The sequence below is a fragment of the Corynebacterium sp. BF-R-2 genome (assembly GCF_024586525.1).
Lineage (GTDB): Bacteria > Actinomycetota > Actinomycetes > Mycobacteriales > Mycobacteriaceae > Corynebacterium > Corynebacterium singulare.
The window spans coordinates 96,916-123,128 of the sequence record NZ_JAMFTP010000010.1 but is presented as its reverse complement, the minus strand read 5'-3'; the positions used below and the strand labels follow the sequence as shown (position 1 = coordinate 123,128).

Annotated in this window: 21 protein-coding genes; 12 read left to right on the top strand and 9 right to left on the bottom strand. The window is 60.7% G+C overall.

What is annotated here, in order from left to right:
* Positions 1–59: 59 nt before the first annotated feature.
* Entirely contained in the window at positions 60–2,267 is a 2,208-nt protein-coding gene (locus M5J09_RS08690) for an acyltransferase family protein (protein ID WP_257157590.1), read from the top strand.
* Positions 2,230–3,477 carry a glycosyltransferase family 87 protein gene (locus tag M5J09_RS08685; RefSeq protein ID WP_257157589.1) on the top strand — a complete coding sequence of 416 codons (1,248 nt, stop codon included), beginning with the start codon at positions 2,230–2,232 and terminating at the stop codon, positions 3,475–3,477. The genes M5J09_RS08690 and M5J09_RS08685 overlap by 38 nt, the downstream gene beginning before the upstream one ends.
* Here M5J09_RS08685 and ilvD read toward each other — a convergent pair.
* Both ilvD and M5J09_RS08675 read right to left on the bottom strand, forming a co-directional pair.
* Entirely contained in the window at positions 3,411–5,264 is a 1,854-nt protein-coding gene (gene ilvD, locus M5J09_RS08680) for a dihydroxy-acid dehydratase (protein ID WP_257157588.1), read from the bottom strand. The two genes, M5J09_RS08685 and ilvD, sit on opposite strands and share 67 nt — an antisense overlap.
* 2 nt (positions 5,265–5,266) lie before the next feature.
* Entirely contained in the window at positions 5,267–5,800 is a 534-nt protein-coding gene (locus M5J09_RS08675; protein WP_257157587.1) for a PH domain-containing protein, read from the bottom strand.
* 311 nt (positions 5,801–6,111) lie between these two features.
* Here M5J09_RS08675 and M5J09_RS08670 point away from each other — a divergent pair, with 311 nt between their 5' ends.
* From M5J09_RS08670 to M5J09_RS08625, 10 genes are all read left to right on the top strand, one after another.
* Positions 6,112–7,932 (top strand): acetolactate synthase large subunit, encoded by a 1,821-nt coding sequence (locus M5J09_RS08670; RefSeq protein ID WP_257157586.1) that lies wholly within the window; start codon positions 6,112–6,114, stop codon positions 7,930–7,932.
* Between the two features lie 5 nt (positions 7,933–7,937).
* Positions 7,938–8,453: an acetolactate synthase small subunit gene (gene ilvN / locus M5J09_RS08665; RefSeq protein ID WP_042530597.1), complete on the top strand. Its 516-nt coding sequence runs from the start codon at positions 7,938–7,940 to the stop codon at positions 8,451–8,453.
* Between the two features lie 84 nt (positions 8,454–8,537).
* Complete coding sequence (ilvC, locus tag M5J09_RS08660; protein WP_042530599.1) at positions 8,538–9,551, top strand: ketol-acid reductoisomerase; 1,014 nt, start codon at positions 8,538–8,540, stop codon at positions 9,549–9,551.
* A 121-nt stretch (positions 9,552–9,672) separates the two neighbouring features.
* Complete coding sequence (locus M5J09_RS08655) at positions 9,673–11,466, top strand: DUF262 domain-containing protein (protein ID WP_257157585.1); 1,794 nt, start codon at positions 9,673–9,675, stop codon at positions 11,464–11,466.
* Positions 11,456–12,355, top strand: a complete 900-nt coding sequence (locus M5J09_RS08650; protein WP_257157584.1) for a hypothetical protein — start codon at positions 11,456–11,458, stop codon at positions 12,353–12,355. The genes M5J09_RS08655 and M5J09_RS08650 overlap by 11 nt, the downstream gene beginning before the upstream one ends.
* Positions 12,356–12,399: 44 nt before the next feature.
* The gene (gene serA, locus M5J09_RS08645) at positions 12,400–13,986 is read left to right on the top strand and encodes a phosphoglycerate dehydrogenase (RefSeq protein ID WP_257157583.1); all 1,587 of its coding nucleotides are present in this window, start codon (positions 12,400–12,402) and stop codon (positions 13,984–13,986) included.
* A gap of 164 nt (positions 13,987–14,150) precedes the next feature.
* A complete protein-coding gene (locus M5J09_RS08640) occupies positions 14,151–15,170 on the top strand; it encodes a 3-isopropylmalate dehydrogenase (protein ID WP_257157582.1) in 1,020 nt (339 codons plus the stop codon).
* Positions 15,171–15,187: 17 nt separating this feature from the next.
* Positions 15,188–17,044, top strand: coding sequence for a DUF294 nucleotidyltransferase-like domain-containing protein (locus tag M5J09_RS08635; protein ID WP_257157581.1), 1,857 nt, complete (start codon positions 15,188–15,190; stop codon positions 17,042–17,044).
* Positions 17,045–17,668, top strand: coding sequence for an exonuclease domain-containing protein (locus tag M5J09_RS08630; RefSeq protein ID WP_257157580.1), 624 nt, complete (start codon positions 17,045–17,047; stop codon positions 17,666–17,668).
* A gap of 90 nt (positions 17,669–17,758) precedes the next feature.
* Positions 17,759–18,568 (top strand): fumarylacetoacetate hydrolase family protein, encoded by an 810-nt coding sequence (locus M5J09_RS08625; protein WP_257157579.1) that lies wholly within the window; start codon positions 17,759–17,761, stop codon positions 18,566–18,568.
* A gap of 17 nt (positions 18,569–18,585) precedes the next feature.
* Here the strand turns inward: M5J09_RS08625 and M5J09_RS08620 are convergent, their stop codons facing one another.
* The 7 genes from M5J09_RS08620 to M5J09_RS08590 all read right to left on the bottom strand — a co-directional run bounded on the left by M5J09_RS08620 (position 18,586) and on the right by M5J09_RS08590 (position 26,208).
* On the bottom strand, positions 18,586–19,689 hold the full coding sequence (locus tag M5J09_RS08620; protein ID WP_257157578.1) for an isochorismate synthase MenF: 1,104 nt from the start codon (positions 19,687–19,689) through the stop codon (positions 18,586–18,588).
* Between the two features lie 80 nt (positions 19,690–19,769).
* Positions 19,770–21,119 (bottom strand): choice-of-anchor M domain-containing protein, encoded by a 1,350-nt coding sequence (locus tag M5J09_RS08615; RefSeq protein WP_257157577.1) that lies wholly within the window; start codon positions 21,117–21,119, stop codon positions 19,770–19,772.
* Entirely contained in the window at positions 21,116–22,003 is an 888-nt protein-coding gene (locus M5J09_RS08610; RefSeq protein WP_070536593.1) for an anchored repeat-type ABC transporter permease subunit, read from the bottom strand. The genes M5J09_RS08615 and M5J09_RS08610 overlap by 4 nt, the downstream gene beginning before the upstream one ends.
* On the bottom strand, positions 22,000–22,728 hold the full coding sequence (locus M5J09_RS08605; RefSeq protein WP_257157576.1) for an anchored repeat-type ABC transporter ATP-binding subunit: 729 nt from the start codon (positions 22,726–22,728) through the stop codon (positions 22,000–22,002). The genes M5J09_RS08610 and M5J09_RS08605 overlap by 4 nt, the downstream gene beginning before the upstream one ends.
* Positions 22,721–23,638 (bottom strand): choice-of-anchor M domain-containing protein, encoded by a 918-nt coding sequence (locus M5J09_RS08600; RefSeq protein WP_257157575.1) that lies wholly within the window; start codon positions 23,636–23,638, stop codon positions 22,721–22,723. Before M5J09_RS08600 ends, M5J09_RS08605 begins: the two co-directional genes overlap by 8 nt.
* An 18-nt stretch (positions 23,639–23,656) precedes the next feature.
* On the bottom strand, positions 23,657–25,144 hold the full coding sequence (locus tag M5J09_RS08595) for an anchored repeat ABC transporter, substrate-binding protein (RefSeq protein ID WP_257157574.1): 1,488 nt from the start codon (positions 25,142–25,144) through the stop codon (positions 23,657–23,659).
* On the bottom strand, positions 25,144–26,208 hold the full coding sequence (locus M5J09_RS08590) for a choice-of-anchor M domain-containing protein (protein WP_257157573.1): 1,065 nt from the start codon (positions 26,206–26,208) through the stop codon (positions 25,144–25,146). The genes M5J09_RS08595 and M5J09_RS08590 overlap by 1 nt, the downstream gene beginning before the upstream one ends.
* Positions 26,209–26,213 lie beyond the last annotated feature (5 nt).

Here is a 26,213-nt window from a genome sequence, read left to right as displayed (position 1 = left end):
TCCCGCGCATCATGGCCGATGACGGTTTTAGAGCCCACATGTCCTAGGCTTTAGGGGCTATGCCGAAATCATCGACCTATCGTACAGACATTGACGGGCTCCGCGGTCTGTCTATTGCTCTCGTCGTGTTTTTCCACGTCTTCGTTGGCAAAGTCTCAGCGGGTGTGGACGTCTTCCTGCTCATTGGCGGTATTTTCTTCTTCGGCCCCCAAATCCGCAATGCCTTTAACCCGCGTGGTCTTACCCTGGTCCAAGTGGTTATCCGCATGCTGCGTCGGCTTTTCCCGGCGCTCGTGGTCACTGTCACTGTCACATTAGCGCTGGCTCTCATTGTCTTCCCGCCAACCCGGTGGGGAAGGGAAGGCAGAGAAGCGCTAAGCTCTTTAGCCTATTTTCAGAACTTTGCGCTCTCGACTGCTGGGCAGGATTACGCGGCCATCGGCAAGGACGTGAGCACATATCAACACCTGTGGTCCATGTCGGCCCAGCTGCAAATCTATATCGGCTCCCTGCTGGTCATTTTCCTGTGCGCAGGCGTGTACCGGCTGTGTGGGGGCCACGGTGGTGATGTCCAGGGCATCAATTCACGCGTGGCCCCTTGGGGACTGGGAATTGCTACGCTGGCCAGCTTCTTGTACGCGATTTACCTGCATGGTGTTGACCAAGGCACAAACTATTATTCGCCGCTCAGCCGTTTCTGGGAGATTGGTCTTGGCGGGTTGCTGGGGCTGTGGCTGACGCAGCCCGGAACCCACCGCATGGCTGGGGCTGCTGGGGCTGGTCACCGGCGGACTGACTGGAGCCTTGTTGGCCTAGCACTCATCCTGGCCACCGGCATGGTCATGGATGGCGCGCAGCAGTTTCCCGGCCCTGCAACGTTGATGCCGCTTGCGGGTGCGGCTCTCGTTATCGTCGCGGGACCCTCCTCCCGCCTCGGACGGGTTCTGACCACCGCACCTTTCCAATTCTTAGGACGTATTTCTTACAGTCTCTACCTGTGGCACTGGCCATTGCTGGTGTTGGTGACCTATCTACTCAGCGGGGGAGAGTCCAACCGAGACGGTATGGGCATTCTCGCTGCCGTCGGCACGACTCGTGGACTTCTGGCGGGCACGGGCGTCATTATCCTCTCGATGGTGCTTGCCTGGCTCACACTGCGCTTTGTGGAGGTACCCACTCGGCAGAAAGCTAAGCCCGGAGAGCGCTCTTGGCTGCCAGGGCGGTTAGTAGGTACGGAAAAGAGGGCGTCGGCAGGCATCGCAGCGCTGACTGTAGCAGCTGTAGCGCTGGCCGCATGGGCACAGCCTCCTGCGGTATCAGATTCCACCGCGAGCGTGAGCGAGAGCGACATTCTTGACTACCCAGGCCCCGATGCTCTCTTGAAGAGCGTTGAAGTCCCTCCGCGGGATCCTGTGCCGAACGCACGCAATCCGATCGAGTCTTTTTACCCGACCACGCATACCGATGGGTGCACAGCGCTTTATGAACATGAGGAGCCGATCCTGACGCGACAGTGGAACACCGAGGACACGCTGTGCGCTTACGGTGACGTGACTTCCGCTCGCACGATGTACCTGTTTGGAAATTCACACGCGGACCAGATGCTGCCGGCCCTGGATATTGTGGGCCGTGAACAGGGGATTCGAATCATTCCGATGGTGAAGATGGGCTGCTTCCCAGGCGGTGAGCCTAAGCGTTCCGATGGGCACGATTACCCAGAGTGCGCCGTCTGGAGCGAGGCTGCTCTGGACTACATGGAGGCCAATCCAGCTACGGAAGGCGCCTTCCTCATTTCTACCCAGCCAGCGCCAGGAACCATGGGGCCCGAGCAGACTCCCGAGGGCCTGCGTACGGTGGTCGAGCGCCTCAACGGTGCAGGCATGCCAGTGTGGGGTTTGCGCGACACTCCCTGGCCACACACTCCGGCAGGTCCTTTAGATGTGCGTGACTGCGTGGCTGCGGGCGGATACGTTGCAGGTGATCCTCTGCTTGATTGTGGCGTGGAGCGGGACGACTCACTGCTGCCTGAGAATCCTGCCGTGAACACACTGGCTGGATTGGATGTCACTCACCTTGACCTCACAAACGCCATGTGTGGTCCAGACCGTTGCCCCGGCGTTATCGGCAACGTGATGGTTTACCGCGATTCTTCGCATCTCACCAACATGTTCGCAGCCATGCTGAGTGACGAGCTAGAGCGCCAAATGTACGGTGGTACGCTACCTAGCGATGAACCTGTTGAAGAACCTGCTTCCCCCGGCCTCTGACCCTGATTGGCGTGTCCCGGCAGTCCGGATGCTCTATTGTGTTGCCGGCGTTATGGTATTTGCTGCCGTAGTGTGGTCCCCAGCTGGGACCACGGGATCCGATTTTGACCCCATCTGGAACGCAGTGGATAAGTACGTCCATGGCCGGCCGGTCTACGATGAGGACTATTCCACGCTTGATCCCCACTACCTGTATTCACCTGGGGCAACATTTCTTCTCGGCCCAATCGGCTGGCTGCCCGGCCGGGACATCGCACGCACCATCATGATGTGGTTGGGCGCGGCCTCCATCTTCGTTGCGCTGTGGTTGCTGGCTGCCTCCGTTGCGGCGCGTTATCGGGGCCGTGTCTTCGCCGTGCTGGTCATCGTGGCTTGCGCTTTCGACGAGCCAGTAAAGAGCACGTTGAGCCTGACCAATATCAACGGCTTCCTCTTCCTCTTGCAGGTGCTTTTTGCGCTGTTAACCATCAAGCTGCTGGCACGCGGTTGGCGTGCGGGCCTGAAGTCTTGGGAGGCTGTCGCAGCAGGCATTATTCTGGGCGTGGCCATGACCATCAAGCCACAATTTCTGGCGTTGGGCGTTGTATCGCTGCTATCCGGCCATATCACCGTGCTCGTCGTGGCCGGCGTGTTTATGGTGGGGGTCTTCGCCGCTGGGTGGTTGACAATGTCCCAACCACAGGATTACCTCAACCGTTTGCTGCCCTACCTGGGGCAGGCGCGCGACTATAACAATGGTTCCATCGAAGGCGTGGGCCGGCAGCTGGGCTGGTCAGAAGGAGCCATCACAGGCGCAACCGTGGCTTTCCTCGTCGTGGTGGGGCTAGCGTTGGTGGCACTGTGGCGCTACAAGCGCGAGCAACCGGTGGTGTGGGTGTACTGCTCGCTCGGTGTTCTTTTCGCCGGAGTTCTCATGACTACTGGGCTCATGCAGGGCTACTACTGCATTTGGCTGCTGCCATTGATAGCTACGGTGGTTATCCCCGGCAGCCCAGCGCGGACCCTGCTCATCGTCGTGGTGTGGTGGTGCCTTGTTTCCAGTGCTGCGCCGCCCGAAGACCTGTGGGCACCAGCGGAAGCTATTATCCGCTGGCGCTCGTCCTTGGCCTGGGTGACGCTGCCGCTTATTATGGCTGGGATGGCCTACTGGACGTGGCCATCCACGACGCGCACTGCACCTCGATCTGCTGAGGTTGCCATGTTGGCGTAGGCACGCAGCGCCTTGGTAACTGGGCGTGTACGGTCCTTCGGTGTCCACGGCTTCTCGCGCTGCTCCTCGGCGGCGCGGCGGCGTTCAAGGACGTCGTCGTCCACGTCGAGGGTGAGCTGGCGCTCGCGAATGTTGATGGTGATGGGATCGCCATTTTCTACGAGGCCGATGAGACCGCCGTGAGCGGCTTCCGGGGAAATGTGGCCGATGGACAGGCCAGAGGTGCCGCCGGAGAAGCGCCCATCCGTAATCAAGGCGCAGGCCTTGCCTAGGCCGGAACCCTTGAGGAAGGACGTTGGGTGCAGCATCTCCTGCATGCCCGGTCCACCGGCAGGGCCCTCGTAGCGGATGACGATGACATCGCCGGGCTGGACTTCTTTTTTGAGGATGATGGACACGGCTTCTTCCTGTGATTCCACGACGCGGGCAGGGCCGGTGAAGGTCCACAGTTCCTCTTCCACTCCCGCGGCCTTCACGATGGCGCCGTTGGGGGCTAGGTTGCCGCGCAGGACAACGAGGCCGCCGTCAGAGGAGAAGGCGTGTTCCGCGTCGTGGATGCAGCCATTGGTAGCATCCGTGTCGAGCTCATCCCAGCGGTTGGACTGGGAGAAAGGCTCGGTGGTGCGCACGCCGCCGGGGGCCGCGAAGAAGAGCTCGCGGGCAGCGTCGGTTGCCTTGCCGCCGCGGATATCCCAATCATCGAGCCACTGCTCGGCATTGTCATAGAGCGCGGTGTGGACTTTCATGTTCACGTGGCCGGCGCGGCGCAGTTCGCCCAGGATGGCGGGGATGCCGCCGGCGCGATGCACGTCCTCGATGTGATAGGTGCCGTTGGGGGCCACCTTGGACAGGCAGGGCACGCGGTAGGAAATCTCGTTGATGTCCTCCAAGGTGAAGTCCACTTCGCCCTCCTGCGCGGCGGCAAGGGTGTGGAGGATGGTGTTCGTGGAACCGCCCATGGCCATATCCAACGCCATGGCGTTCGTGAAGGCTTCCTTCGTGGCGATGGAGCGCGGGAGGACCGCGTCATCCTCTTCGCCGTAGTAGCGCTGGCACATGGCCACGATGGTGCGTCCGGCGTCCTCGAAGAGGCGACGGCGGAAAGCATGGGTGGCCAGCGTGGTTCCGTTTCCCGGCAGGGCCAAGCCGAGTGCCTCAGTGAGGCAGTTCATGGAGTTGGCCGTAAACATTCCGGAGCAGGAACCGCAGGTGGGACAGGCAGATTCTTCTACCTGTGCGAGGCCCTCATCGGAGACGGCATCGCTTGCCGACGCCGTGATGGCCGTAATCAGATCCGTCGGTGCATGTGCCACGCCGTCGACGACCACGGCCTTACCGGCTTCCATTGGGCCGCCGGAGACGAAGATGGTGGGGATGTTGAGGCGCAGGGCCGCGTTGAGCATGCCTGGGGTGATCTTGTCGCAGTTGGAGATGCACACGAGGGCGTCGGCAGTATGCGCGTTGACCATGTACTCGATGGAATCGGAGATGATCTCGCGCGAGGGGAGGGAATAGAGCATGCCGCTGTGACCCATCGCGATGCCATCATCCACGGCAATGGTGTTGAATTCCTTCGGCACGCCGCCGGCTTCGCGCACGGCGTCAGCGACGATATCACCGACGTTCTTCAAGTGCACGTGCCCAGGCACAAACTGGGTATAAGAGTTGGCGATGGCCACGATGGGCTTGCCGAACTCGTTCTCTTTAGTGCCGGTAGCCCGCCAGAGGGCGCGGGCGCCGGACGCTTGGCGGCCGACAGTGGTGACTTTAGAGCGCAGCGGGTACATGTTTAGTCCTTCAGTTCGGGGTGTTTATCGAGGTATGCGGCGTATTCCTCCTTGGAGAGGAGGACTTGCTGGCCGTCGCGGTGGACAATGACGACCTTGTCGTCGGCGGCGTCGCGCCCAGCGGTGAGTGCATCAGGGATGCGCCCCTGTGAGGCTTTAGCCAGACGGGGAAGGGAGTTGAATGTCACGCCGGGGAGGTTGATGTTGTCGCCATCTGTGGTGCGGGCAAAAGCTCGGGAGCGCTGGAAGCCAATTCCTTTAAAGTCGCTCCACGCAATGTCCTTCGGGCCACGGAAGCCGTAGGTGGTGTGGATGCCCAAGGCGTCCACGGTGGTGCGGGAGCGAAGAACCCACCAGATTCCCAGTGCGGGGAAGATGAGAATCCAGAAGAGGTACTTCGGTGCCCAGCCAATGCTGAGGAGTGCGATGGCAGCGAGTATGCCAATTCCGAGGAGGTGTTCGCGGGTGGGCTTGAACGTTTCGGCCGGGGAGTGGTCGGCGCGTGGGGATGCGTTCTGCGGGTGTGAGGACGTCATAGTGGGCCATCGTAATTGACTGTGTGCCGCCGTGGCGAACCGCCCCACCTGTGAAATCTCGCAAAATGAGAAAACGATCCCAAAAATGGGGGTAAATGCCAGCGGCGGTGTTTCTATCAGTGTACAGTTTGTCGCATGATCATTATTCGACTTCAGCTTGTAGTACCCGGGCGGCGCCAGCCGTAACGAGTCCACAGTGACGTCGACCTCCACGCGCCCCCGCCACCTTCACACCCAGAAGGACAGACGGGGGCGTTAGTTGTAGGCAATGGTCTCTCCGAAATCCACCCCATAGAAGGAGCACACCCACCGTGACAGCTTCCACTCCGCCACATCAGGCGCCCGAGCGCATCACGGGCGCACACGCCATCGTCCGCACCCTTGAAGATCTTGGTACCGACCTCGTCTTCGGCATTCCGGGCGGCGCCGTGCTTCCGCTGTATGACGCACTCTTTGAATCGACGAAGCTGCGCCACGTGCTTACCCGCCACGAGCAGGGCGCGGGCCACGCCGCTGAAGGCTATGCGCAGGCCTCGGGCAAGGTTGGCGTCATGATTGCCACTTCTGGCCCGGGTGCGACCAACCTGGTGACGCCGCTTGCCGACGCCAACCTCGACTCCGTCCCCGTCGTAGCCATCACGGGCCAGGTGGGCAGCTCGCTTCTAGGCACTGACGCCTTCCAGGAGGCCGATATCCGCGGCGTGACGATGTCGATTACCAAGCACAACTTCATCGTCACGGATGCCGCAGACATTCCGGCCGCCATCTCCGCTGCTTTCCACTTGGCTTCAACCGGCCGCCCTGGCCCAGTCCTCGTGGATATTCCGAAGGACGTGCAAAACGCCTACATGGACTACACCGGCCCAGAAATGATGGACTTGCCGGGCTACAAGCCCACCACCACGCCGCACCCACGCCAAATCACTCAGGCAGTTAAGCGTATCGCCCGCGCAGAAAAGCCGGTGCTCTACATCGGTGGCGGCGTCATCAAGGCGAATGCGGCGCGCGAGTTGCGTGAGTTTGCCGAGCTGACCGGAATCCCTGTGGTCACCACGCTGATGGCCCTGGGCTCCTTCCCGGACTCGCACCCACTGCACATGGGCATGCCGGGAATGCATGGAACCGTTCCGGCGGTGGCAGCCCTGCAGCGCGCCGACCTCATCATCGCCATCGGCGCGCGCTTTGATGACCGCGTCACCGGTGATACTTCTACCTTCGCCCCGAATGCTGAAGTCATTCATGCTGATATTGACCCGGCCGAGGTGGGCAAGATCCGCGAGGTCTCCATCCCGATCGTGGGCGATGCCCGCGAGGTTCTTCTGCGTCTGACCAAGGCCTATGAGAACGACACCGAGATCTCCGCGCCTAACATTGGCGCGTGGATGGACTACCTCACCGACATGCAGCGCCGCTTTCCGCGTGGTTTCGAGCCCACTCCCGATGGCCTGCTCAATCCGCAACATGTCATTGAGAAGCTCAGTGACATTGTCGGGCCTGAGGCAATCTACTGTGCTGGTGTGGGGCAGCACCAGATGTGGTCGGCACAATTCCTCGACTTTGAGCACCCGCGTAGCTGGATCAACTCGGGCGGTGCCGGCACGATGGGCTACGCCGTCCCCGCGGCGCTCGGCGCCAAGGCAGCCATGCCGGAGCGCGAGGTGTGGGCGATTGATGGTGATGGATGCTTCCAGATGACCAATCAGGAGCTCACCACGGCCGCGGTGGAAGGATTCCCCATTAAGGTGGCCGTTATTAACAATGGCAACTTGGGCATGGTGCGCCAATGGCAGACGCTCTTCTATGACAACAAGTACTCCCATACGAAGCTGCGTGAGCATGATGAGTACGTGCCGGACTTTGTGAAGCTCAGCGAGGCGCTGGGATGCGAGTCTATTCGCGTGACCTCAGAGGAGGAGATTGTCCCGGCCATCGAACGCGCGCGGGAAATCAATGACCGCCCGGTGGTTATTGACTTCATTGTGGGGCATGACGCTCAGGTGTGGCCGATGATTGGCGGCGGCGCCTCGAACGAGGAAATCCAGTACGCGTTGGGCCTGCGCCCGCTATTCGATGACAACGAGTCCGCGGCCGAGGAACCGGCCGAAATCCACGAATCTCTCGAGGAGGCCTAAGAACCATGGCTAAAGACGACATCACTCGCCACACCCTGTCCGTACTTGTCGAGGATATTGAGGGCATCATTTCCCGCGTGACCGGCATGTTTACCCGCCGCGGCTACAACCTGATCTCCTTGGTGTCCGCCAAAACTGAGACCGAGGGCATTAACCGCCTCACTATCGTGGTCGACGCCTCCGAGGTGATCACTGAGCAGGTGACCAAACAGCTCAACAAGATCGTGCCTGTGCTCAAGGTGGTGGAGCTCGAAGAGGAGAGCACCATCGCGCGGGCCATCATGTTGGTCAAGGTAGCGGCCGATAACACCAACCGGCCGCAGGTGGTCGACGCTGTGAACATCTTCCGCGCCCGCATTGTGGACGTGGCGCCGGAGTCCGTGGTCGTTGAGGCTACCGGTACACCGGGCAAGCTGCGAGCGCTTCTCGACGTCCTCGAGCCCTTCGGCATCCGCGAACTGGTTCAGTCTGGTCACGTGGCGCTGGCTCGTGGCCCGAAGGCGATGGCACCTTCAAAATAAAATCTCACAATGTGGACGTAGCGTCCCAAATTGTGATACAAATTCAGTAGACCGATTTACCATACAAGCAAAGGAACACCCATCATGGCTATTGAAACTCTCTACGAATCCGACGCCGACCTGAGCATCATCCAAGGTCGTAAGGTTGCCGTTATCGGATACGGCTCCCAGGGCCACGCCCACGCAATGAACCTGCGTGACTCCGGCGTTGAGGTTGCCATCGGCCTGCGCGAAGGCTCCAAGTCCCGCGAGAAGGCAGAGGAAGCCGGTTTCCAGGTCTTCACCAACGCGGAGGCTGCCAAGTGGGCCGACGTCATCATGCTGCTGGCTCCTGATACCTCCCAGGCAGCCATCTTCACCGAGGACATCGAGCCGAACCTGGAGGACGGCAACGCCCTGTTCTTCGGTCACGGCCTCAATATCCACTTCGACCTGATCAAGCCTGCTGAGAACATCACCATCGGCATGGTCGCTCCCAAGGGGCCGGGCCACCTGGTTCGTCGTCAGTTCGTCGACGGCAAGGGCGTTCCGTGTCTAATCGCCACCGAGCAGGACCCGAAAGGTGAGGGGCGCGAGCTGACCCTGTCCTACGCGGCCGCCATCGGCGGTGCCCGTGCCGGCGTCATCCCGACCACCTTCAAGGATGAAACCGAGACCGACCTCTTTGGTGAGCAGGCCGTCCTGTGCGGTGGCGTGGAATACCTCATCATGAATGGCTTCGAGGTGTTGACTGAAGCCGGCTATGAGCCGGAAATGGCCTACTTTGAGGTGTGCCACGAGCTGAAGCTCATCGTCGACCTCATCGTTGAAGGCGGCATCAAGAACATGAACTACTCCTGCTCCGATACCGCTGAGTTCGGTGGCTACCTCTCCGGCCCGCGCGTTATCGATGAGTCCGTCAAGGAGCGCATGAAGGATGTCCTCACCGACATTCAGGACGGCACCTTTGTCAAGCGCTTGGTGGCCAACGTTGAAGGCGGCAACAAGGAACTTGAGGAGCTGCGCGAGAAGGTCAACAACCACCCGATCGAGCAGACTGGTTCCCAGCTGCGCGATCTCATGAGCTGGGTTAAGAACCCGCTGGATGCGACTGCGTAAGTCATCAACCTGAAGACTCCCTCTAGCTGGCGTGGCTGGAGGGAGTTTCACATGTTTGGTAACGCAGCGCACATCGCTCTTAAACGGGCACGTTCCCACATCTGCTAGTAGGCTCGGAGCCATGGGTTTTTCTACGCCAAGCTATGACCTCTCTGACCTCTTCGCTCGCATCGACCGCGGGGATATCCAGCTTCCGGATTTCCAGCGCGCATACTCCTGGGATGAAGACCGCATCCGCTCTCTCATCGTGACCGTGCTGCGCGGTTATCCGCTTGGTGCCTTCCTCGCGTTGGATACTCGTAACGAGACCATGCGCTTCCGTCCCCGTGTACTGGCTGGTGCGCCGGACACTGGGGTAAATCCAGGTCTGCTGCTTCTTGACGGTCAGCAGCGCCTCACCTCTCTCTATCACTGTTTCCGGGGCGAGGGCTGCGTGGACACCACGGATTTCCGTTCCAAGAAGGTTTCCCGCAAGTTCTACGTGGACCTGCGAAAAGCAACGAGCGAAGACATCATGCCGGATGAGGCCGTGTTCGCCGTTAACCGGCATGGCGAGCTGCGCTCCCATTTTGCCCCGGAAATTGAAGGCTCCCTGTCAGATCGCGATGCTGCCATCAACGCGTGCTGCATCCCGGTCTCGGCTCTGCTCAGCGAAGAAGGCACCAGCATGCTCTTCGAGCTGGCCGCTGCGAACAACGGCACAAACCGCGATGTCGTCGCGGCCTTCAACAACCGCATTCTGCGGCCGTTGTCGGGCTACGCCGTGCCGATGATCCGTCTTTCCCGCGAAACGGCCCGCGCCGGTATCGGCTCAATCTTCGCCCAGGTCAACTCTGCCGGTCTTCAGATGGATGTCTTTGACCTGCTTACCGCAGTGTTTGCCTCGGAGGATCCGGATTTCCACTTGGCGGAGGAGTGGGCGGACGTCGAGAAGCAACTGCGTTCTTTCCCTGCTCTGGATGGTATTGGCCGCAACGAATTCCTCTCTGCCGTATCCCTATTGGTCTCGGGCAAGAAGGGCAATGCCGGAGGCCAGCGCGAGGACATTCTGCAGCTGTCACTTGCGGATTACCGCGCGGCATCGGAAACGCTCGTTAGCACCTTCCGGGAAGTGGCAGAGTTTTTGGCGGAGCGCTGCATCCTGTCGCTTGAGCAAGTTCCGTACTCCGAGCAAATTGTTCCGCTTGCCGTCATCCTTGCCCGCTTGGCCGAGAACAGCGGCGTTCTGGCCAGCCAGGATGCTAGGGACCGACTCAACCAGTGGTTCTGGAGCGGCGTGTTTGGTGAGCTCTATGGCTCCTCGGCGGTGAAATTGCGTGCCGCGCGTGACGTCGATGAGGTCACCGCATGGGTAGCAGGGGAGACTGATGCGATACCTAAGACGGTGCGTGATGCTACCTTCCGTGAATCCCGTCTGTTGTCGGTCGGGGAACACGATGGCGTGTGGCACGGCCTATATGCCCTGCTCATGGCCCGTGGTGCTAAGGATTGGCGCACTGGCCAGCCCTTCAACCGCCGCACGTTCGAGGAACTGAAGCCGGGATTCTTCCCCATTTTCCCGCTCTCGTGGTGCCAGCGTCACGGTGTGAGCCCGGTGCTGGCGAATTCCGTGCTCAACCGCACTCCCATGGGCAAACGCACAGAGGTGGTTCTTGATGGACACTCTCCGGAACGCTATTTGCCGCGCGTGCAGTCCAAGTCGATCATGGAAGATGCCGAGTTTGATGCGGTACTGGGCTCACACGACCTTCAACCGTCATTGCTGACTTCGACGACCGCGCATCAGTTCTTTGCGGATCGCCGCGAACGCTTCGTGGGCATCGTCGAATATGCACTCAACAAGTCCGTGGTGCGTGATGTGGATGAAGCGAACTTGTCCGGTGGTGAGGAGGGCCCGCAGGCCTTTGCGCACTAACGCTTTATGGGTAGTGCTCGCGGTGGGTGGCCTTGCCGTGGGTGCAACGGGCTGTTCATCTTGGGGCCGCGGCGAGCCTCTTGTTACGCAAGAGATTACTGCGGTTCCCGATGCCGAGATTGACCTCGAGCGCGCGAGTGAGGAAAACCGTCTGCGACTTATCGATCCCAAATTTGATCACGTAGTCGCCGTCCTCGACGACCCGTCGGGGGTGGAATCTGCCCGACTCTTTTTCAATCAGACCAATGCTCTCATTGTTGCGGAGGATACTGACGCCGCGGCCTTGCGCGCAGCCTCGCTGAGTGTGTCTCAGCGCATTCCTATGGTGACGTATGATGAGTCGATTCGCAGGCAGATTTCTGAGCTGGCCACGGACTTGGGCGTGGACCAGATTGTGGTGGTCGGTGATGTCCCTTGGGCTAGCCAGTATGGCTTGCGGGAGGTTATCCATGATCCCGGTAATACCAAGGCATTAGGGGAGTACACGGCGTTTCGTTTCACCTCTAAAGTGGTCAAGGATCCTAGCCGCATAGTGGATAACGTGGCGCACCTTAATTCTTCGGAGAAGACTGAGCTTAAGGCAGCGTGGGAGCCGTTGCCCCAGCGCATCACCAAGGAGAAGATGCCCGCCATCCCCGCAGAAGCCCGGCGCGATTCACAGATGGCGCCGGTGATCGTTGCTACCGTCGATAGCCCTGTGGCAAATGTCGCCAACGCTAATGCCTACGGTGGTACCGTCATGGTCATGCCGAATCCCGATCCGTCGGCAACAAAGGTCGGAGCGGCGATGACGGCGGGGCTAGAAAGGGGACCGATCGTGGCGCTGGGGCCGGAATTCGGTTCAGTGACAGAATTCACGCATAAAATAGCTCAGGGCTGGAAAGAATAAACTACACTTCACGGCATCAACTCATCAGCCTAGTGAAGGAAGTTATGTCGAAGCCGGTCGTACTTATCGCCGATAAGCTTGCAGAATCCACCGTATCCGCTTTGGGGGACAGCGTTGAGGTTCGCTGGGTGGATGGCCCTAACCGTGAGGAGCTGCTCGCGGCAGTTCCGGAAGCTGACGCCCTCCTCCTGCGTTCTGCCACAACAGTGGATGCTGAGGTTTTGTCTGCTGCCGAGAAGCTGAAGATCGTCGGCCGCGCCGGTGTGGGCTTGGACAATGTTGACATCCCTGCGGCCACCGAACGCGGCGTTATGGTAGTGAATGCCCCGACCTCTAATATTCACTCGGCCTGTGAGCAGGCCATCGCCCTGCTGTTGGCCACCGCGCGCCAGGTTCCGGCAGCAGACCAGTCTCTGCGTCAGGGTGAGTGGAAGCGCTCCTCCTTCAAGGGCGTGGAAATCTTCGGCAAAACCATCGGTATTGTGGGCTTCGGTCACATCGGTCAGCTCTTTGCGCAGCGTCTCCTTGCTTTTGAGACCACGGTTATCGCGCACGATCCCTACGCCAACCCGGCTCGCGCGGCGGCACTCGGTGTGGAGCTGGTCGGCCTCGAAGAACTCATGTCCCGCTCTGATTTCGTGACCATTCACCTGCCCAAGACTCCGGAGACTGCCGGAATGTTCGATGCCGAGCTGCTGGCCAAGGCTAAGAAGGGGCAGATCATCATCAACGCCGCACGCGGTGGCCTTGTCGATGAGGCGGCGCTTGCGGAGTCCATTAAGTCCGGCCACCACCGCGGTGCCGGCTTTGACGTCTATGCCACTGAGCCGTGCACGGATTCCCCGCTCTTCGAGCTTCCGCAGGTCACCGTGTCTCCGCACCTGGGTGCTTCCACTGTTGAGGCCCAAGATCGTGCCGGTACCGATGTTGCTGCGTCCGTTCTCAAGGCTCTGGCCGGTGAGTTCGTGGCAGATGCCGTCAACGTAGAAGGCGGCAAGGTGGGCGAGGAAGTTGCCGGCTGGTTGGATCTCGCGCGCAAGCTCGGTCTCGTCGCTGGCAACCTTCTTCACTCGGCTCCGGTGGCTGTTGAGGTTGAGGCCTGTGGTGAGCTGTCCACCGAGGATGTCTCCGCGCTCGGCCTGTCTGCCGTCCGTGGTTTGTTCTCCGGTGTGGTCTCGGAGACAGTGACTTTTGTGAACGCGATGCAGATTGCGGAAAGCCGCGGCGTGAGTGTTGATGTGAGGACTGAGGTGGAGTCGAAGGGCCACCGTTCCTCCGTCGTGGTGAAGATTATTGGCTCGGACGGTGAGGTATCTCAGCTGACTGGTGCGCTGACCGGCATCGATGGTGTGGAGAAGATTATTCGCATCAACGGCCGTGGCGTGGATATGCGAGCAACCGGCCGCAACCTCTTCTTCTCCTATAAGGATGCTCCTGGCGCACTGGGCACCGTAGGCACCAAGCTGGGTGCCGCCGGCATTAACATCGTGGCTGCTGCGCTCACCCAGGGTAAGGAAGTTGATGACGCTGTCCTCATCCTGCGTGTTGAGCGTGAGGTTCCGGAGGAGCTCATTGAGGAAATCAACTCTGCGCTGGGTGCGAGCTGCCGCCAGCTTGATCTTGACGCCTAAAGGAACAAGGCACCAAGGCCGTTCGTGCTCACTGTGAAGGGAAATCTTCGCCAGCGCGAGCGGCTTCGCTGCTTTCTGGTGGGCATAATCGGGTTCGGCCTACGGGGAGGGGTGAACGTGGTATTCTCACAATTATCCAATATGTGAGAAAGGAATCCCGCAATATGAAACTGGCAGTGATTGGCGGCGACGGCATCGGACCCGAGGTAACCGCAGAAGCGCTCAAGGTACTTCGTGCTGTACGTACGGACATTGAGGTCACAGACTATGACCTCGGCGCCCGTCGCTACCTGCGCAATGGGGAATTGCTCACCGAGGATGACCTGGTTTCCCTGCGCGAGCACGACGCCATCCTGCTTGGTGCTATCGGCGCGCCAGGAGAGGTTGCTCCGGGCATTCTAGAACGTGGATTGTTGCTGAAGATGCGCTTCGCGTTGGACCATCACGTTAACCTGCGCCCCGCCAAGTTGTACCCGACATCGACCTCGCCGCTGGCTAATCCAGGCGAGATAGATTTTGTCGTCGTGCGTGAGGGCACCGAAGGACTTTACTGCGGCAACGGAGGCACGCTGCGTGAGGGAACCGAGCATGAGGTTGCTTCCGAGGTGTCCCAGAACACTCGCTTTGGTGTCGAACGAGTCGTGCGCGATGCTTTTGAGCGCGCCATGGGACGCCGCAAGCACGTCACCCTTGTCCACAAAACCAACGTGTTGGTCAATGCTGGTGGGCTGTGGCAGCGCACCGTCGACGAGGTTACCGCCGAATATCCTGAGGTCACTGTGGACTACAACCACATCGATGCTGCCACCATTTATATGGTTACTGACCCGGCCCGCTATGACGTCATTGTGACCGATAACCTCTTTGGCGATATCCTCACTGACCTCGCAGGCGCCGTGACCGGCGGCATCGGTCTCGCAGCCTCCGGCAATATCGATGCCTCTGGTAAGAATCCGTCCATGTTCGAGCCTGTTCATGGTTCAGCCCCGGATATTGCTGGGCAGGGGATTGCGGACCCCACTGCTGCAATCTTGTCGGCGGCGATGTTGCTGCGTCATAGTGGCGACGAGGAGAATGCGGTGCGCGTGGAAGAGGCAGTGGCCGAGGACGTGTCCTCGCGCGGTGATGCCCCAGTGCGTACGACCGAGATTGGTGACCGAATCGCCTCCGCACTGCACTCGTAGCCCTGTAATCTTGGCGCATGAGCGTCGAATTAGATGAGGTCACTAGCTTTCTGGCCCAGCACGAGCCCTTTTCCCACCTGCCGGAGGAAGAGCTCGCCACGCTGCCCGCCAACTTGAGCATTGTGTACCTGCGCCGCGGTGACACGCCCGTGCAACGAGGAGAGACGAACGAGTTCCTCCACATCATTCGCGCTGGTGCCGTGGATGTTATCGGTGAAGACGGCGTGTTGCTCGATCGGCGCGAGGCTGGCTTGACCTTTGGTTATTCCACGCTGCAGGGCGAGCCAACCTCCGCGTATGAGATGGTGGCAGTCGAGGACAGCCTCGTCTTCACGCTCCCGCAACAGGCTTTTAATGACTTGTCGCAGCGTAATCCGGATCTCGCCCGTTTTTTCTCGGCACAATCACGTCAGGTGCGAGCGGCGGCCCGTGAGCTTGCTGACGCTGCTCCGACCGACGTCTTGCGTACCCCTCTCGGCGAGCTAGCCCGTACCGATGTGCTCACCGCTGCGGCGTCGACCACTATCGCGGATGCTGCCCAGCTTATGACACAGCGTGGGGTGTCCTCGCTGCTGGTTACCCGTGCACAGAACCAGCTAGAAGGCATCGTGACCGACCGTGATCTGCGCTCCCGAGTGCTGGCACTTGGGCTCAGTCCTGCGCGGACGGTAGGGGAGATCATGACCCCGAACCCGTTGGTTGTGCCGATGGATGCCCCCGCCATGGAAGCCCTCCTCCACATGGCTGAGCGCGGCATCCATCACTTGCCGGTGGTTGACGAAGGCCGCCTTCACGGCATCGTCACCCAATCTGATGTCACAAGGTTGCTGCACAACGATCCCGTCTACCTTGCGGCAGATCTATCGCGCCGTGGCAGCCGTGCGGAGCTGGCAGATGCCTTCACCGAAGCAACGCGGTTGGCGGGGCGCTTCGTGGAACGTGGCTCCACACCGGCGGAGGCAGCTAGCTTGGTGACCTTAGCTGCAGATGCAGTGGCTCGGCGGCTGTGCGCGTTGGCGGAAGTAGAGCTCGGCCCGCCACCGGTGGACTATGCGTTCGTGGCCGTCGGCTCCCAAGGCCGCCGCGAAATGGCCTTGGCTTCGGACCAAGATAATGCGCTGGTTTTATCTGATGACTACAATCCCGCAGCCCATGGTGAGTATTTCGCACAGCTCAGCACCTTCGTGTGTGAGGGCCTGGCGGAGGCAGGGCAGATGCGATGCCCCGGAGAGATGATGGCTATGACGCCGGAGTGGAGGATGACCTCTTCGGAGTGGGTTGAGACATTCCGTCGCTGGATCCGTGATCCACAGCCCGAAGCTTTGCTCAATGCCCAAATCTTCTTTGACTTCCGCGTGCTGTACGGAAGCGAGGAACTTGGCCGCCACGTTCATACTGCCGCGGTAGAGATGGGCAAGGGAGCCACGCGCTTGCATGCACACCTGGCCAGTCTTGCCGCTAGGCGTGAGCCGCCCCTGACCTTCTTCCGCGGACTCGTCGTGGAACGCGATGGCGACTATGCCAATACCCTGGACATCAAGAAGGGCGGGACAGCCGGCATCGTGCAGATGGGCCGCCTCTTCGCCTTGGCTTCTGGTTCGGCCGTGGTGGACACTCGTCAACGCCTCACGGAAGCCGCGGGTGGCCCGGTGAGCCGCCAGGGAGCACAGGAGCTTCTCGACGCCTTCGACTTCCTCCGCGCCCTCTCCTTTCAACACCAGGCCCGCCAGCTCCGTGAAGGAGTTAAGCCGGATTATCACATTGACCCCAAGAGCCTTGGGCGCTTGGAGCGCGAGCGACTGCGCGATGCTTTCCGCGCCATTAAATCCATGCAGAATGCCCTAGCCACCAAGTATCCAGTGAGGAGCATCTAGATGTGGGGAAGCCTGGGGCGACGTGGGAGGCGCGCTGATTGGGGTGCCCCGCCAGCCTCGACGCGCCTGGATGAGCTGAAACTACTGGCTGTGGATATGGAGACGACGAGTCTTGATCCCCGGACAGGTGACATCGTCTCACTTGGCTGGGTGCCGATTAACGGTGCACGGATTGATCTCTCAGGCGCTGGCTACAGCGTCGTTCGCGGAGCCCGCGTCGGTGAGGATGCCCACGTCCATCTGCTGACCCAAGAGATGGTGGATGAGGGAATCGAACTAGACGACGCCCTTTCGGCTTTACGCACGGCACTCCACGGCCGCGTGCTCCTCGCACACTTTGCACAGCTGGAAGTGGGGTTCATTGAGAGGGCTTCGCAGCACGTTTTCGGGGAGCGGCCGCGCCTAAGCGTGGTCGACACTTTTGCCCTTGAGCGTCGCCACATGGAGCGTATGGGGACCTATCCGCGCGGGGAAGATTTGCGGCTTGCTCGCGTGCGCGAGCGGTATGGCCTGCCGCGATACAGCAACCACAATGCGCTGAGTGATGCCCTTGCCTGTGCCGAGCTTTACCTGGCACAGCGGCGGAGCACGCGCGCGGAGTCGTTGCGCGATATGGCCCTCTAGTTACTTTTCTCCATGGAGAGGAAGAGTTAACAGGATTCACAACACAGCCTGGCTGCTGTGTGAAAGAACCTTGCGAGTAGTATGTCCGTTATGCGTTTAGGACGAATTGCTCACACCGAAGGAATCTGTTTCGCCATCATCGATGGCCCGGCTGATGCACCGATGGACCAGCTGGTGGCCAAGGAAATCGCCGGCACCCCGTTTACGCCCCCAGAGCCCACCGGACGTGAGTGGCCGCTGAATGAGGTCCGCCTTTTGGCGCCGACCTTGCCCACCAAGGTCGTGGCTCTGGGCCGCAACTATGCCGACCACGTCGCGGAGGTCTTCAAGGAATCCGCAGAGCACCTGCCGCCGACCATCTTCATCAAACCCTCCACCGCTGTTATCGGCCCGGGCGCACCGATTAAGATTCCGGAGTTTGCCACCAACGTCGAGTTTGAAGGCGAGCTTGCAGTTGTGATCTCCAAGGTGTCGAAAAATATTGACCCGGACAACTGGCGTGACCACGTTGCCGGATACACCATCTGCAATGACGTGTCCTCCCGCGACCTGCAGTTCAAGGATGGCCAGTGGGCGCGTGCCAAGGGTATTGATACCTTCTGCCCGCTGGGCCCGTGGATTGAAACCGACCTTGACTGCATCAACCTGGATGACCAAAAGATCAATGCGTACCTAACCCACGATGGTCAACGTGAGCAAAAGCAGGATTCCAACACTGATCAGATGATCGTGAAGATGAGCGGCATCATCGCGGAGATCTCTCAGTCCTATACCTTGCTTCCAGGTGATGTCATCACTACTGGCTCCCCGGCAGGCACCGCGCCGATGGTGCCGGGTGACACCATCGAAATCGAAATCCCGGGAGTGGGCCGCCTGACCAACCCGATTACCCGCGCATAACGTCAGAGGTCGTAGCGTTAGAGGTTAAGCGCGCGCAGAATGGTGCGCAGCTTCGCCGTGGTCTCCTGCAGCTCAGCCTCAGGCTCGGAATCCACGACGATGCCACCGCCTGCCCATGCGCGCGCAGACAAACCATCGCCGGCCACTTCAGCGCAGCGGATAGCCACCATGTATTCGCCAACACCCGAGCTGTCGCACCAGCCCACCGCACCTGCGTAAAAGCCACGATCAGTTTCGGCTGTCTCAATGAGCGCTTGTGCGGCTTCTGTCGGTGTGCCGCAGATAGCCGGGGTGGGGTAGACCAGCTCGGCGAGCTCGAGCGCCGTAATGGCTGGGTCCTTGAGTGTGCCTGCGATTGGAGTGCCCAAGTGCCACATTTCGTTTGTGGAGGTCAGCTCCGGCGACGTTGGAGCATCCAGGCTCTCACAGAGCGGCTCGAGGATTCGGCGGATGTGATCCACAACAAAAGCATGCTCGCGTAGATCCTTGCCCGAGTTGTGGAGATCCTGCCCCGCCACGATGTCGCGTGCCCTGTCGGCGTGGCGCGGCGCGGAGCCGGCGAGGGGGAAGGCTGTGACCGTTGAGCCCTGCTTCTTGATGAGTACTTCTGGGGAGGAGCCCACGAGCATCGCGCCTGGTCGTCCTGCTGGGCTCAGATCGGCGATAAAACCATCGCGGTGCGAGGAAAGATCGATAAGGCGTGCTGCCACGAGTAGTGGGTCGACAGGGTTAAGGAACTCGATATCGACTGCTCGGGCAAGCACTACCTTGTCCAGCTTGGAGGCCTCAATCGTGGCGATTGCCGCTTCAATGCGCCGCAAGTGTTCCTCGGGTTCCGGGTCGAAACCAGTGACGCGAGCTTCCAGCGCACCACTGCGGTAGTACGCGTGCGGCTCGAGCGGGCCGTCCTCACGAATAATGCTCTCTGGCACGGTGAGTGCGGCGGCCTCACCCTTGTGGAAAGGCAGCGCGCCCACGACCATGTCCGCCTCGCCGTTGCGCAAGGCAGTGACAGCAGCGTCAACCTCGGTGAAGGTGGCTACCGTTCCTTGGGTACGCACAGACCCCGTCGCGCGGGACAGGAGAAAATCTGGGGCGGAAGCGGGTCTGTGATCACACATAAGGAACAACTCTAGTTCCTTCGCCTGTGCCTGCTAAAACCAGATCGCCAACTAAGTCTGCACAAGACAGGTGTGTGAAACTAGTCGCGAGTGCGTGGGCGGAAGAACTGCACCGCAATGAAGAGCCCAATTCCCAGCAACAGTGCCAAGGCTCCCATACCGGCTAAAAAGCCCGCCCAAAAGCCCACCATTGGCGCGCCATAGCTTGTGGCCTCGATGTTTTGGGCATCAGCTAGCGTGTCCGTTCCGTGGGAATCGTCCTGCGCGGAGGCGTTCCGCGAACGGGTCGTGCGTTCAGCTGAGCGTTGGCGTTCCCGTGCGGCGTCCTTGGAGCCCTGCGCTTCGTTGCGCCCCGCCCCCTCACGCTGTGTCGAATCTCTCGGTGTGTGCTCATTGTGGGATGCTGCGTTCTGCCGATGAGAGTTCTGCCGGTCATTCTGGCGCTGCGGTTGGCCATCCTGGCGCTGCGGTTGGGGGTGGTCGGCCGCCGGCTCAGGTTGTGCCGATGGCTTCCCGGTTCGTGTGGACTCCTTCGTGCGTGTTGAGTCCCGGGACTGTCGCGGTGCTCGTGACTCAGAGGGCTTTCCACCGTTGAGGAAGGTGTCCGCTTCCTTGAACGTCTTGTCCATCGTCTTATCCAGCTGGGCGATGGCCTTAGACGTGTCATTGATGTCTTTAGCTAACTGCTGCGGACGGTTCTTTGCGCTTCCTGACCTGGAAGCGCTGCCAGAACCGGAGCCCCATTCCAGCTGGCAGAGTTCGCCGGTATCGGCCCCACCGACGAGAAAGGGAACGTCGATGGAATGCTCTGAGCCATCGTTGAGTGAGAATGTGAATGTGACGGCATAAGCCCCTGGTTCGGTGAAAACGATTCCGGTATGGCTGTGGAAATGATCCGGATAATCCCAGTCCACATCGGGATCCTCTGAGTCGAAGAGCACGGTGGGGGCACCTCCGAGGGAGTTCTGGAAACCGACAACTCGTCCACCATCGGGGCCACTGTGCAGCGTCATCGACAGCGTCGCATCCTGTGCTGCGGATTCATCGATATAGCTCGTATTGAACCCTAGCCAGGGAATATCCGGGTTTTGGGTCTGAGGAATCTGCCAGCCGTGCGAAGGGATATCTCCGCCGGCAGCATCGTCGAAGGCCGCGTTAGAACCAACCTCCACGTAAAAATCGCCGGAGGAGTAGTCATCTCCAGATTCGTCGTCGCGTGCTACGAAGCGCATGTCACCGGAGTTGCCCAGCAGGGCTAAATCTTGGTGGCCGCGGGTAAAAGCATGCTGTGAGTCGGCGTCACAGGAGGCAGTATCGCTGGCGGTGTCTGCAGCCAACGCCAGTGGGGCAGGCGCGCCAGTGGTTGGGATAGACAAGGCTAGGGCTGCCGCGGCGGTCAGCGTCAGTGGGCGGAGGATGAGGCGGTTCATGCGGACAAGGACTCCTTAGTTGTCGGGGTAGATGATGCGGATCGGCGGGAATGAAGAATTGGTGCGGCAATCCATGCCAAGAGGAAACAGGCAGTGAGTAGCAGGACGATGGTGGCGCCGGCGGGAAGGTCAATGGCCCATGCCAGGTAGATACCGAAGAAACTTCCCAAGGAACCAATGGCGGCGGAGACGGCCATCATGGTTCCTAGGGAGTCACACAGCAATCGCGCCGTTGCTGCGGGGGTGATGAGCAGTGCGAGAACGAGGATGTTGCCCACCGTGCCCACCGAGATCACTACCGCACCCGTAACACACAGGTACAGCACGATGTCGAGGGCAAAGACCGGAAGGCCCATTGCCCGGGCAGTTTCCTTGTCCAGGCACGTTGCTGTCAGCTGTGGGCCGAGGAGGACGATGATCCCCACAATGAGCACGGTGACCACGAGCGCGGTGTAGAGGTCCGTGTGGGAAACACCGGTGAGCGAACCAAAAAGGAAGCTCGTCAGCGACGCGGTGTAGCCCTCAACACGGGAGATGATCACCATTCCCAACGCGAACGAGGCGGCGAAAAAGATACCGATGACGGAATCCTCGCGCACCGTACGGCGCTGCGAGAAGCAGGCGATGAGTAAAGCTACGGTGCAGCCGGCGACGGCGCCACCTAAGAGAACCGAACCTTGGAGCACGAAGGCAATGGCGAGGCCTGGGAAGACAGCGTGGGAGACGGCATCACCAATGAAGGCCATGCCGCGAAGAACGACGTAGCAGCCAACGACGCCGCACACGATGGCCGCCAGGACTGAGATAGCTACGGCGCGGGCAAGAAAATCGAGGTGCGGGTTGGTGAGGTCCTGGAAGAACTCAATGAGTGAAATGTCGATCATGCTGCCACCCCAATTGCGGACAGCAGCGGAGACGTGGTGGATACCCCGAAGGTGTCGCTCCACGGTTGTGGGTTCAAGCGCAGCTCTGCAGCCGGGCCATCGGCTACGATGCCACGATTAAAAAGCACCAGACGCGAGCAGGAGTGAGCTGCTTCGGAGAGGTTGTGGGTGGACATTACGACGCTGGTTCCCTGAGCAGTGAGCTCATCGAAAAGGAAGAGAAGTTCCTCCGTATTAGGTGCGTCGAGGCCGGTAAAGGGTTCGTCGAGAAGCAGCACCTCCGGTTCGGTGGCCAGGGCACGCGCAATGAGGACACGTTGGCGCTGACCGCCCGACAGCTGCGCGATGGGGCGGCGAGCGAATTCTTCCAAGTTGGTCAGGCTCAGCGCGCGACGAGCAGCGTGCTTGTCTGCTCGGCCGGGGCGGCGTAGCCAGCCGACGATTCCGGTGCGCCCGCTCAGAACCGCCTTGGACACGCTAATGGGGAAGTCCCACTCCACGTCGTGACGCTGTGGAACATAGCCCAAAGACGCGGTGACGTCGATTGTCCCGGTGGAGGGAATAAGGCCGAGGATGGCCCGGAGAAGCGTGGTCTTGCCTGCGCCGTTGGGGCCGAGCAAGCCAATGAACTCGCCCGGATTTACGGTCACAGATGCATTCTCGATGACGTGGCGTCCCGCTAATGTGACGCTGAGGCCTTCGACGGAGATGAGCGGATTAGCCACGTCGCCCGCCCTTCGCGCGCACAACGGCGACAACCGCCGCGACGAGCACAAGGACGCCGAGGCCCGCCAGTGCCCATACCCATACTGGGACGGCTGCCTGCGAGGCTCCGGATGCTGAACCAGAGGATTCGGCAGTTTCATCCCACACGGTTGCTTGCGCTTCACTCAGGTCGGTCCCCTCACCCACGGCAAACGTCAGTGTGGCCTCTGCAGAAACCTCGGAGCCTGCGCTTTCACCACTACCGTCACCGGTCATACGCACGCGTACCTGGTGGATACCCGGTTCGGTGAAGACCCAGTTGGCGTGAGTATGGGTGCCGAGGTCAACCCAGAAACCATCGGTGGCGTCGTTTGCGGTGGACCACAGCAGCTGCGGCGGTTCGAAGCCACCATTTTGGAGGAAGAGGGAAAAATCTCCGGGTCCCTGGTGGCCCACGTACTCCATGGTGAGACCGCGATCCACGTTGTCAGCCAGGGAAGGGGCCTGCGTATTCCAACCTAGCCACGGGACCTCAGCCTGCTCAGTCTGGGGGACGACCCAGACGTGGTCACCTGGGTCGGCACCCACGAAAGAGAAGGCCTCATCGTCCGGGAGTGTGAGTTGGGCATTGTCGCCCACGTTAAAGACCACGTCATCTAGCTCACGCCACACCGGCTTTTCGGCGGAGTCATCGCGCGCCAGGAACTGAGCTTGGCCGTCGATGACCTGGAGCCCGAGGTCCACGTGCCCGTGATCGACGGTGGCCTCAGTACCAGGTGCGGCGACTTCCTCGTCGGCGCTGACTACCTGTGCCAGGTCTCCTGCCCAGGCAGTCGAGGGAGCACACGCAAGGGCCGCTGCGGTTATCACGGAGGCAACTGCGGTAGTCAGGCGCGGCAGACGGTGACGGTAGGTGGTGTGATGAGTCATAGCTTCTTTCCTTTGTGCTTAGGTTTCTGCAAGGCAGCGGTGTAGAGATTCAGCGTTGAACCGCATGAGGTCGAGATAGGAAGGGACAGATTCATCGAGTGTGTCGCCGTAAATGGGGCACACTGCGATGCCGAGGGAGTGCGCGGTCTCCCGGATGACATCGGCGCTTGCTTCTTGGGTGGGCTCGATGAAGACGGCAGGTAGCCGCAGATTCTCCAGCGTGCGTCGTAGCGCGATGACATCGCGAGGCGAAGGCTCGATAGCGGGATTCGGCGTAATGAAACCGGCGATGTCAATGCCATAACCTTGTTCCAAATAGGCGTAGCCGTGGTGCGGAGTGACCAGATGCCGTTTGTCCTCGGGGATATCCTCAATGAGGTCGCGGACAAAGGAGTCTGCCTCGCGCACTTGCACCGCGTAGTCGTGGGCACGCCCGCGGTAGTCTGCACCGTGAGAGGGATCCGCCATGGCTAAGTGGTCAGCGATGACCTCCGCGTAGGTGATGACGTTCTTGGCGTTGTGCCACAGGTGTGGATCGACCTCGCCGTGGAGATGCTTGCCCAGCACTGCTTGGGGCAAAAGGTAGGTCTCATCGCCTGGACGCCCGAGGAAGCGATATGCCGGGGACGGCGGGATTTCCTGCAGAGTCGAGTTAGGAATGCTCAAAGCGGTGGTTGCTGGGTCAAAGCGCTCGCCCTGATCTTCAAGATCCAGTGTTCCGGCGGCCACGTCAGCGGTGATATCGACGTGCCCCTCGCTCAGAGAGCGCATGCCCTCTGGTGGGTTGACACCGACGGCGACGGTGACCTCCTGCGGCCCTGCATTCGTTGCTGCGAAGGTCAGGCGGTAGATACCGGGTTTGCTGAAAGCCCAGGACACGTGTGTATGTGCATTGGCCGGAAGCGTGGTGGAATCCTCGCGGTCATCAATGCCGTCGGCGGTGTTGAAGAGCGGTTCGGGGGTACCGAAGGTGGACACAACGTACGCGGCGACGTCACCTGGTCCTTCGGCGGACTGCAGACGCATGTCCACGCTGTTCGTACCGGACGGAGCGTTGCGCACACGCAGTCCCAGCCAGATGGCGTCGAGTGCCACATTCTCCACCAGCGGCACGAGAGTGGCACCACGCGTCGAGGCTTCGTCCGCGACCTCCGTCACGGGAACGTCGGAGGATTCCCGCAGTGATTTCATGAGGTTCTGCGGCTCCAGCAGCAGGCCATTGGCCAGGAGCACATCGGCGTTGGCGATGTCCCGCACGGTACGCAGACTTGGCTCGAAGGTGTGGGGGTCCTTGCCTGCCGGAATGAGTGTTGTCACCTGGGCGTTGGGGCCTGCCACGTGCTTGGCGACGTCCCCCAGGATCGGCGTCGTCGCTACCACCTTCAGGCTCGCATCGTTGCCGTCCTCGCCTGCGGCTGTGCTCGTACAGGCAGTGAGAGCTGCCGACGTGGCAACGATAATGAGCAGCGCGGCGCAGTGTACCGCCCGGAAAGCTGATGACGGCATTAGTCGCGGCCCTTGAGCAAGGCGAGACGAGCGATGGCCAATCCCAGCACGAGCATGCCGAGGCCGAGGATGCCGATGCCCCACGGCAGGAGACCCTGACCGCTGTCGTAGTAGCCGGATGCGGCCACGGCATCGACATTATCTGTCTCCGCCTTAGACGTGGCGTCGCGGGACGGTGTGCGGTACTTGCTCGCCTTGCCCTCCTTCTTCTCTTTGTTGGCAGCGGTAGCCTTGGTCTTCGCAGAGTCCTTGGCTTGTGCTGTCGGTGCTGGGCCGGCCGCCGCGTCCGGTGCGGCGTCGGCGTCAGAGTGGGAAGAAAAGTGGGAGTCGGACGAGCGAGGGGCATCGCCAAGCGCTGCGTCATCGCTGCCATCCGGCGCGAGTTCAAAGGCCTCGGAGTCAGCTTCTTCGTCCGACTCGAGGGGCGCGGCGTCCGCATCACCGACGTTCCAGGTATAGGTGACCTGGTTGCTGACATCGCCGTTGGAGACCGCCTGAACGGTCATGGTGTACATGCCGGGATCCGTGAACGCCCAGTTGACATGGCGATGGGCAGGGTAGGCCTGGTTGATGACATCCCCGCTCACCAAGTCCATGGCGCCTTCCTCGGTGACCGGCTGGATGTCGCCGAACCCGGCCGTTTCGAAAACGAAGATGTCGCCCGGGCCGGTGACCTCCACGAACTCGAAATCAACGTCCTTGTAGCCAGCAGACTGCGCCGGCTGAGTGTCCCAGCCCGGCCACAACAGCGCACTGTCCTGGGTCTGCGGAAGATAATACGTGGGAACGCCGATGCCATCGATGCCCTCGGTGGCGTCATTCCACGCCTCCTCAGCGACTTTGAGGGTGACATCGTCGCCGGAGTGGATGACGCCGCTGCCAGTAATGTCCTCCTTCAGGGATAAGTTGAGCTCGCCGCCGGGCGCGGTGACATAAAAAGCGTCGACGTGTCCGGTATCGAAAACCTCTGCGTGGGCTGGCGTCATTGGTCCGTGCATGAGCACGAGGGCCAGTGCGCCCAGTGCGGCCACCGGCCTAGCAGCACGATGCGAAACGATGGTCACGGTGC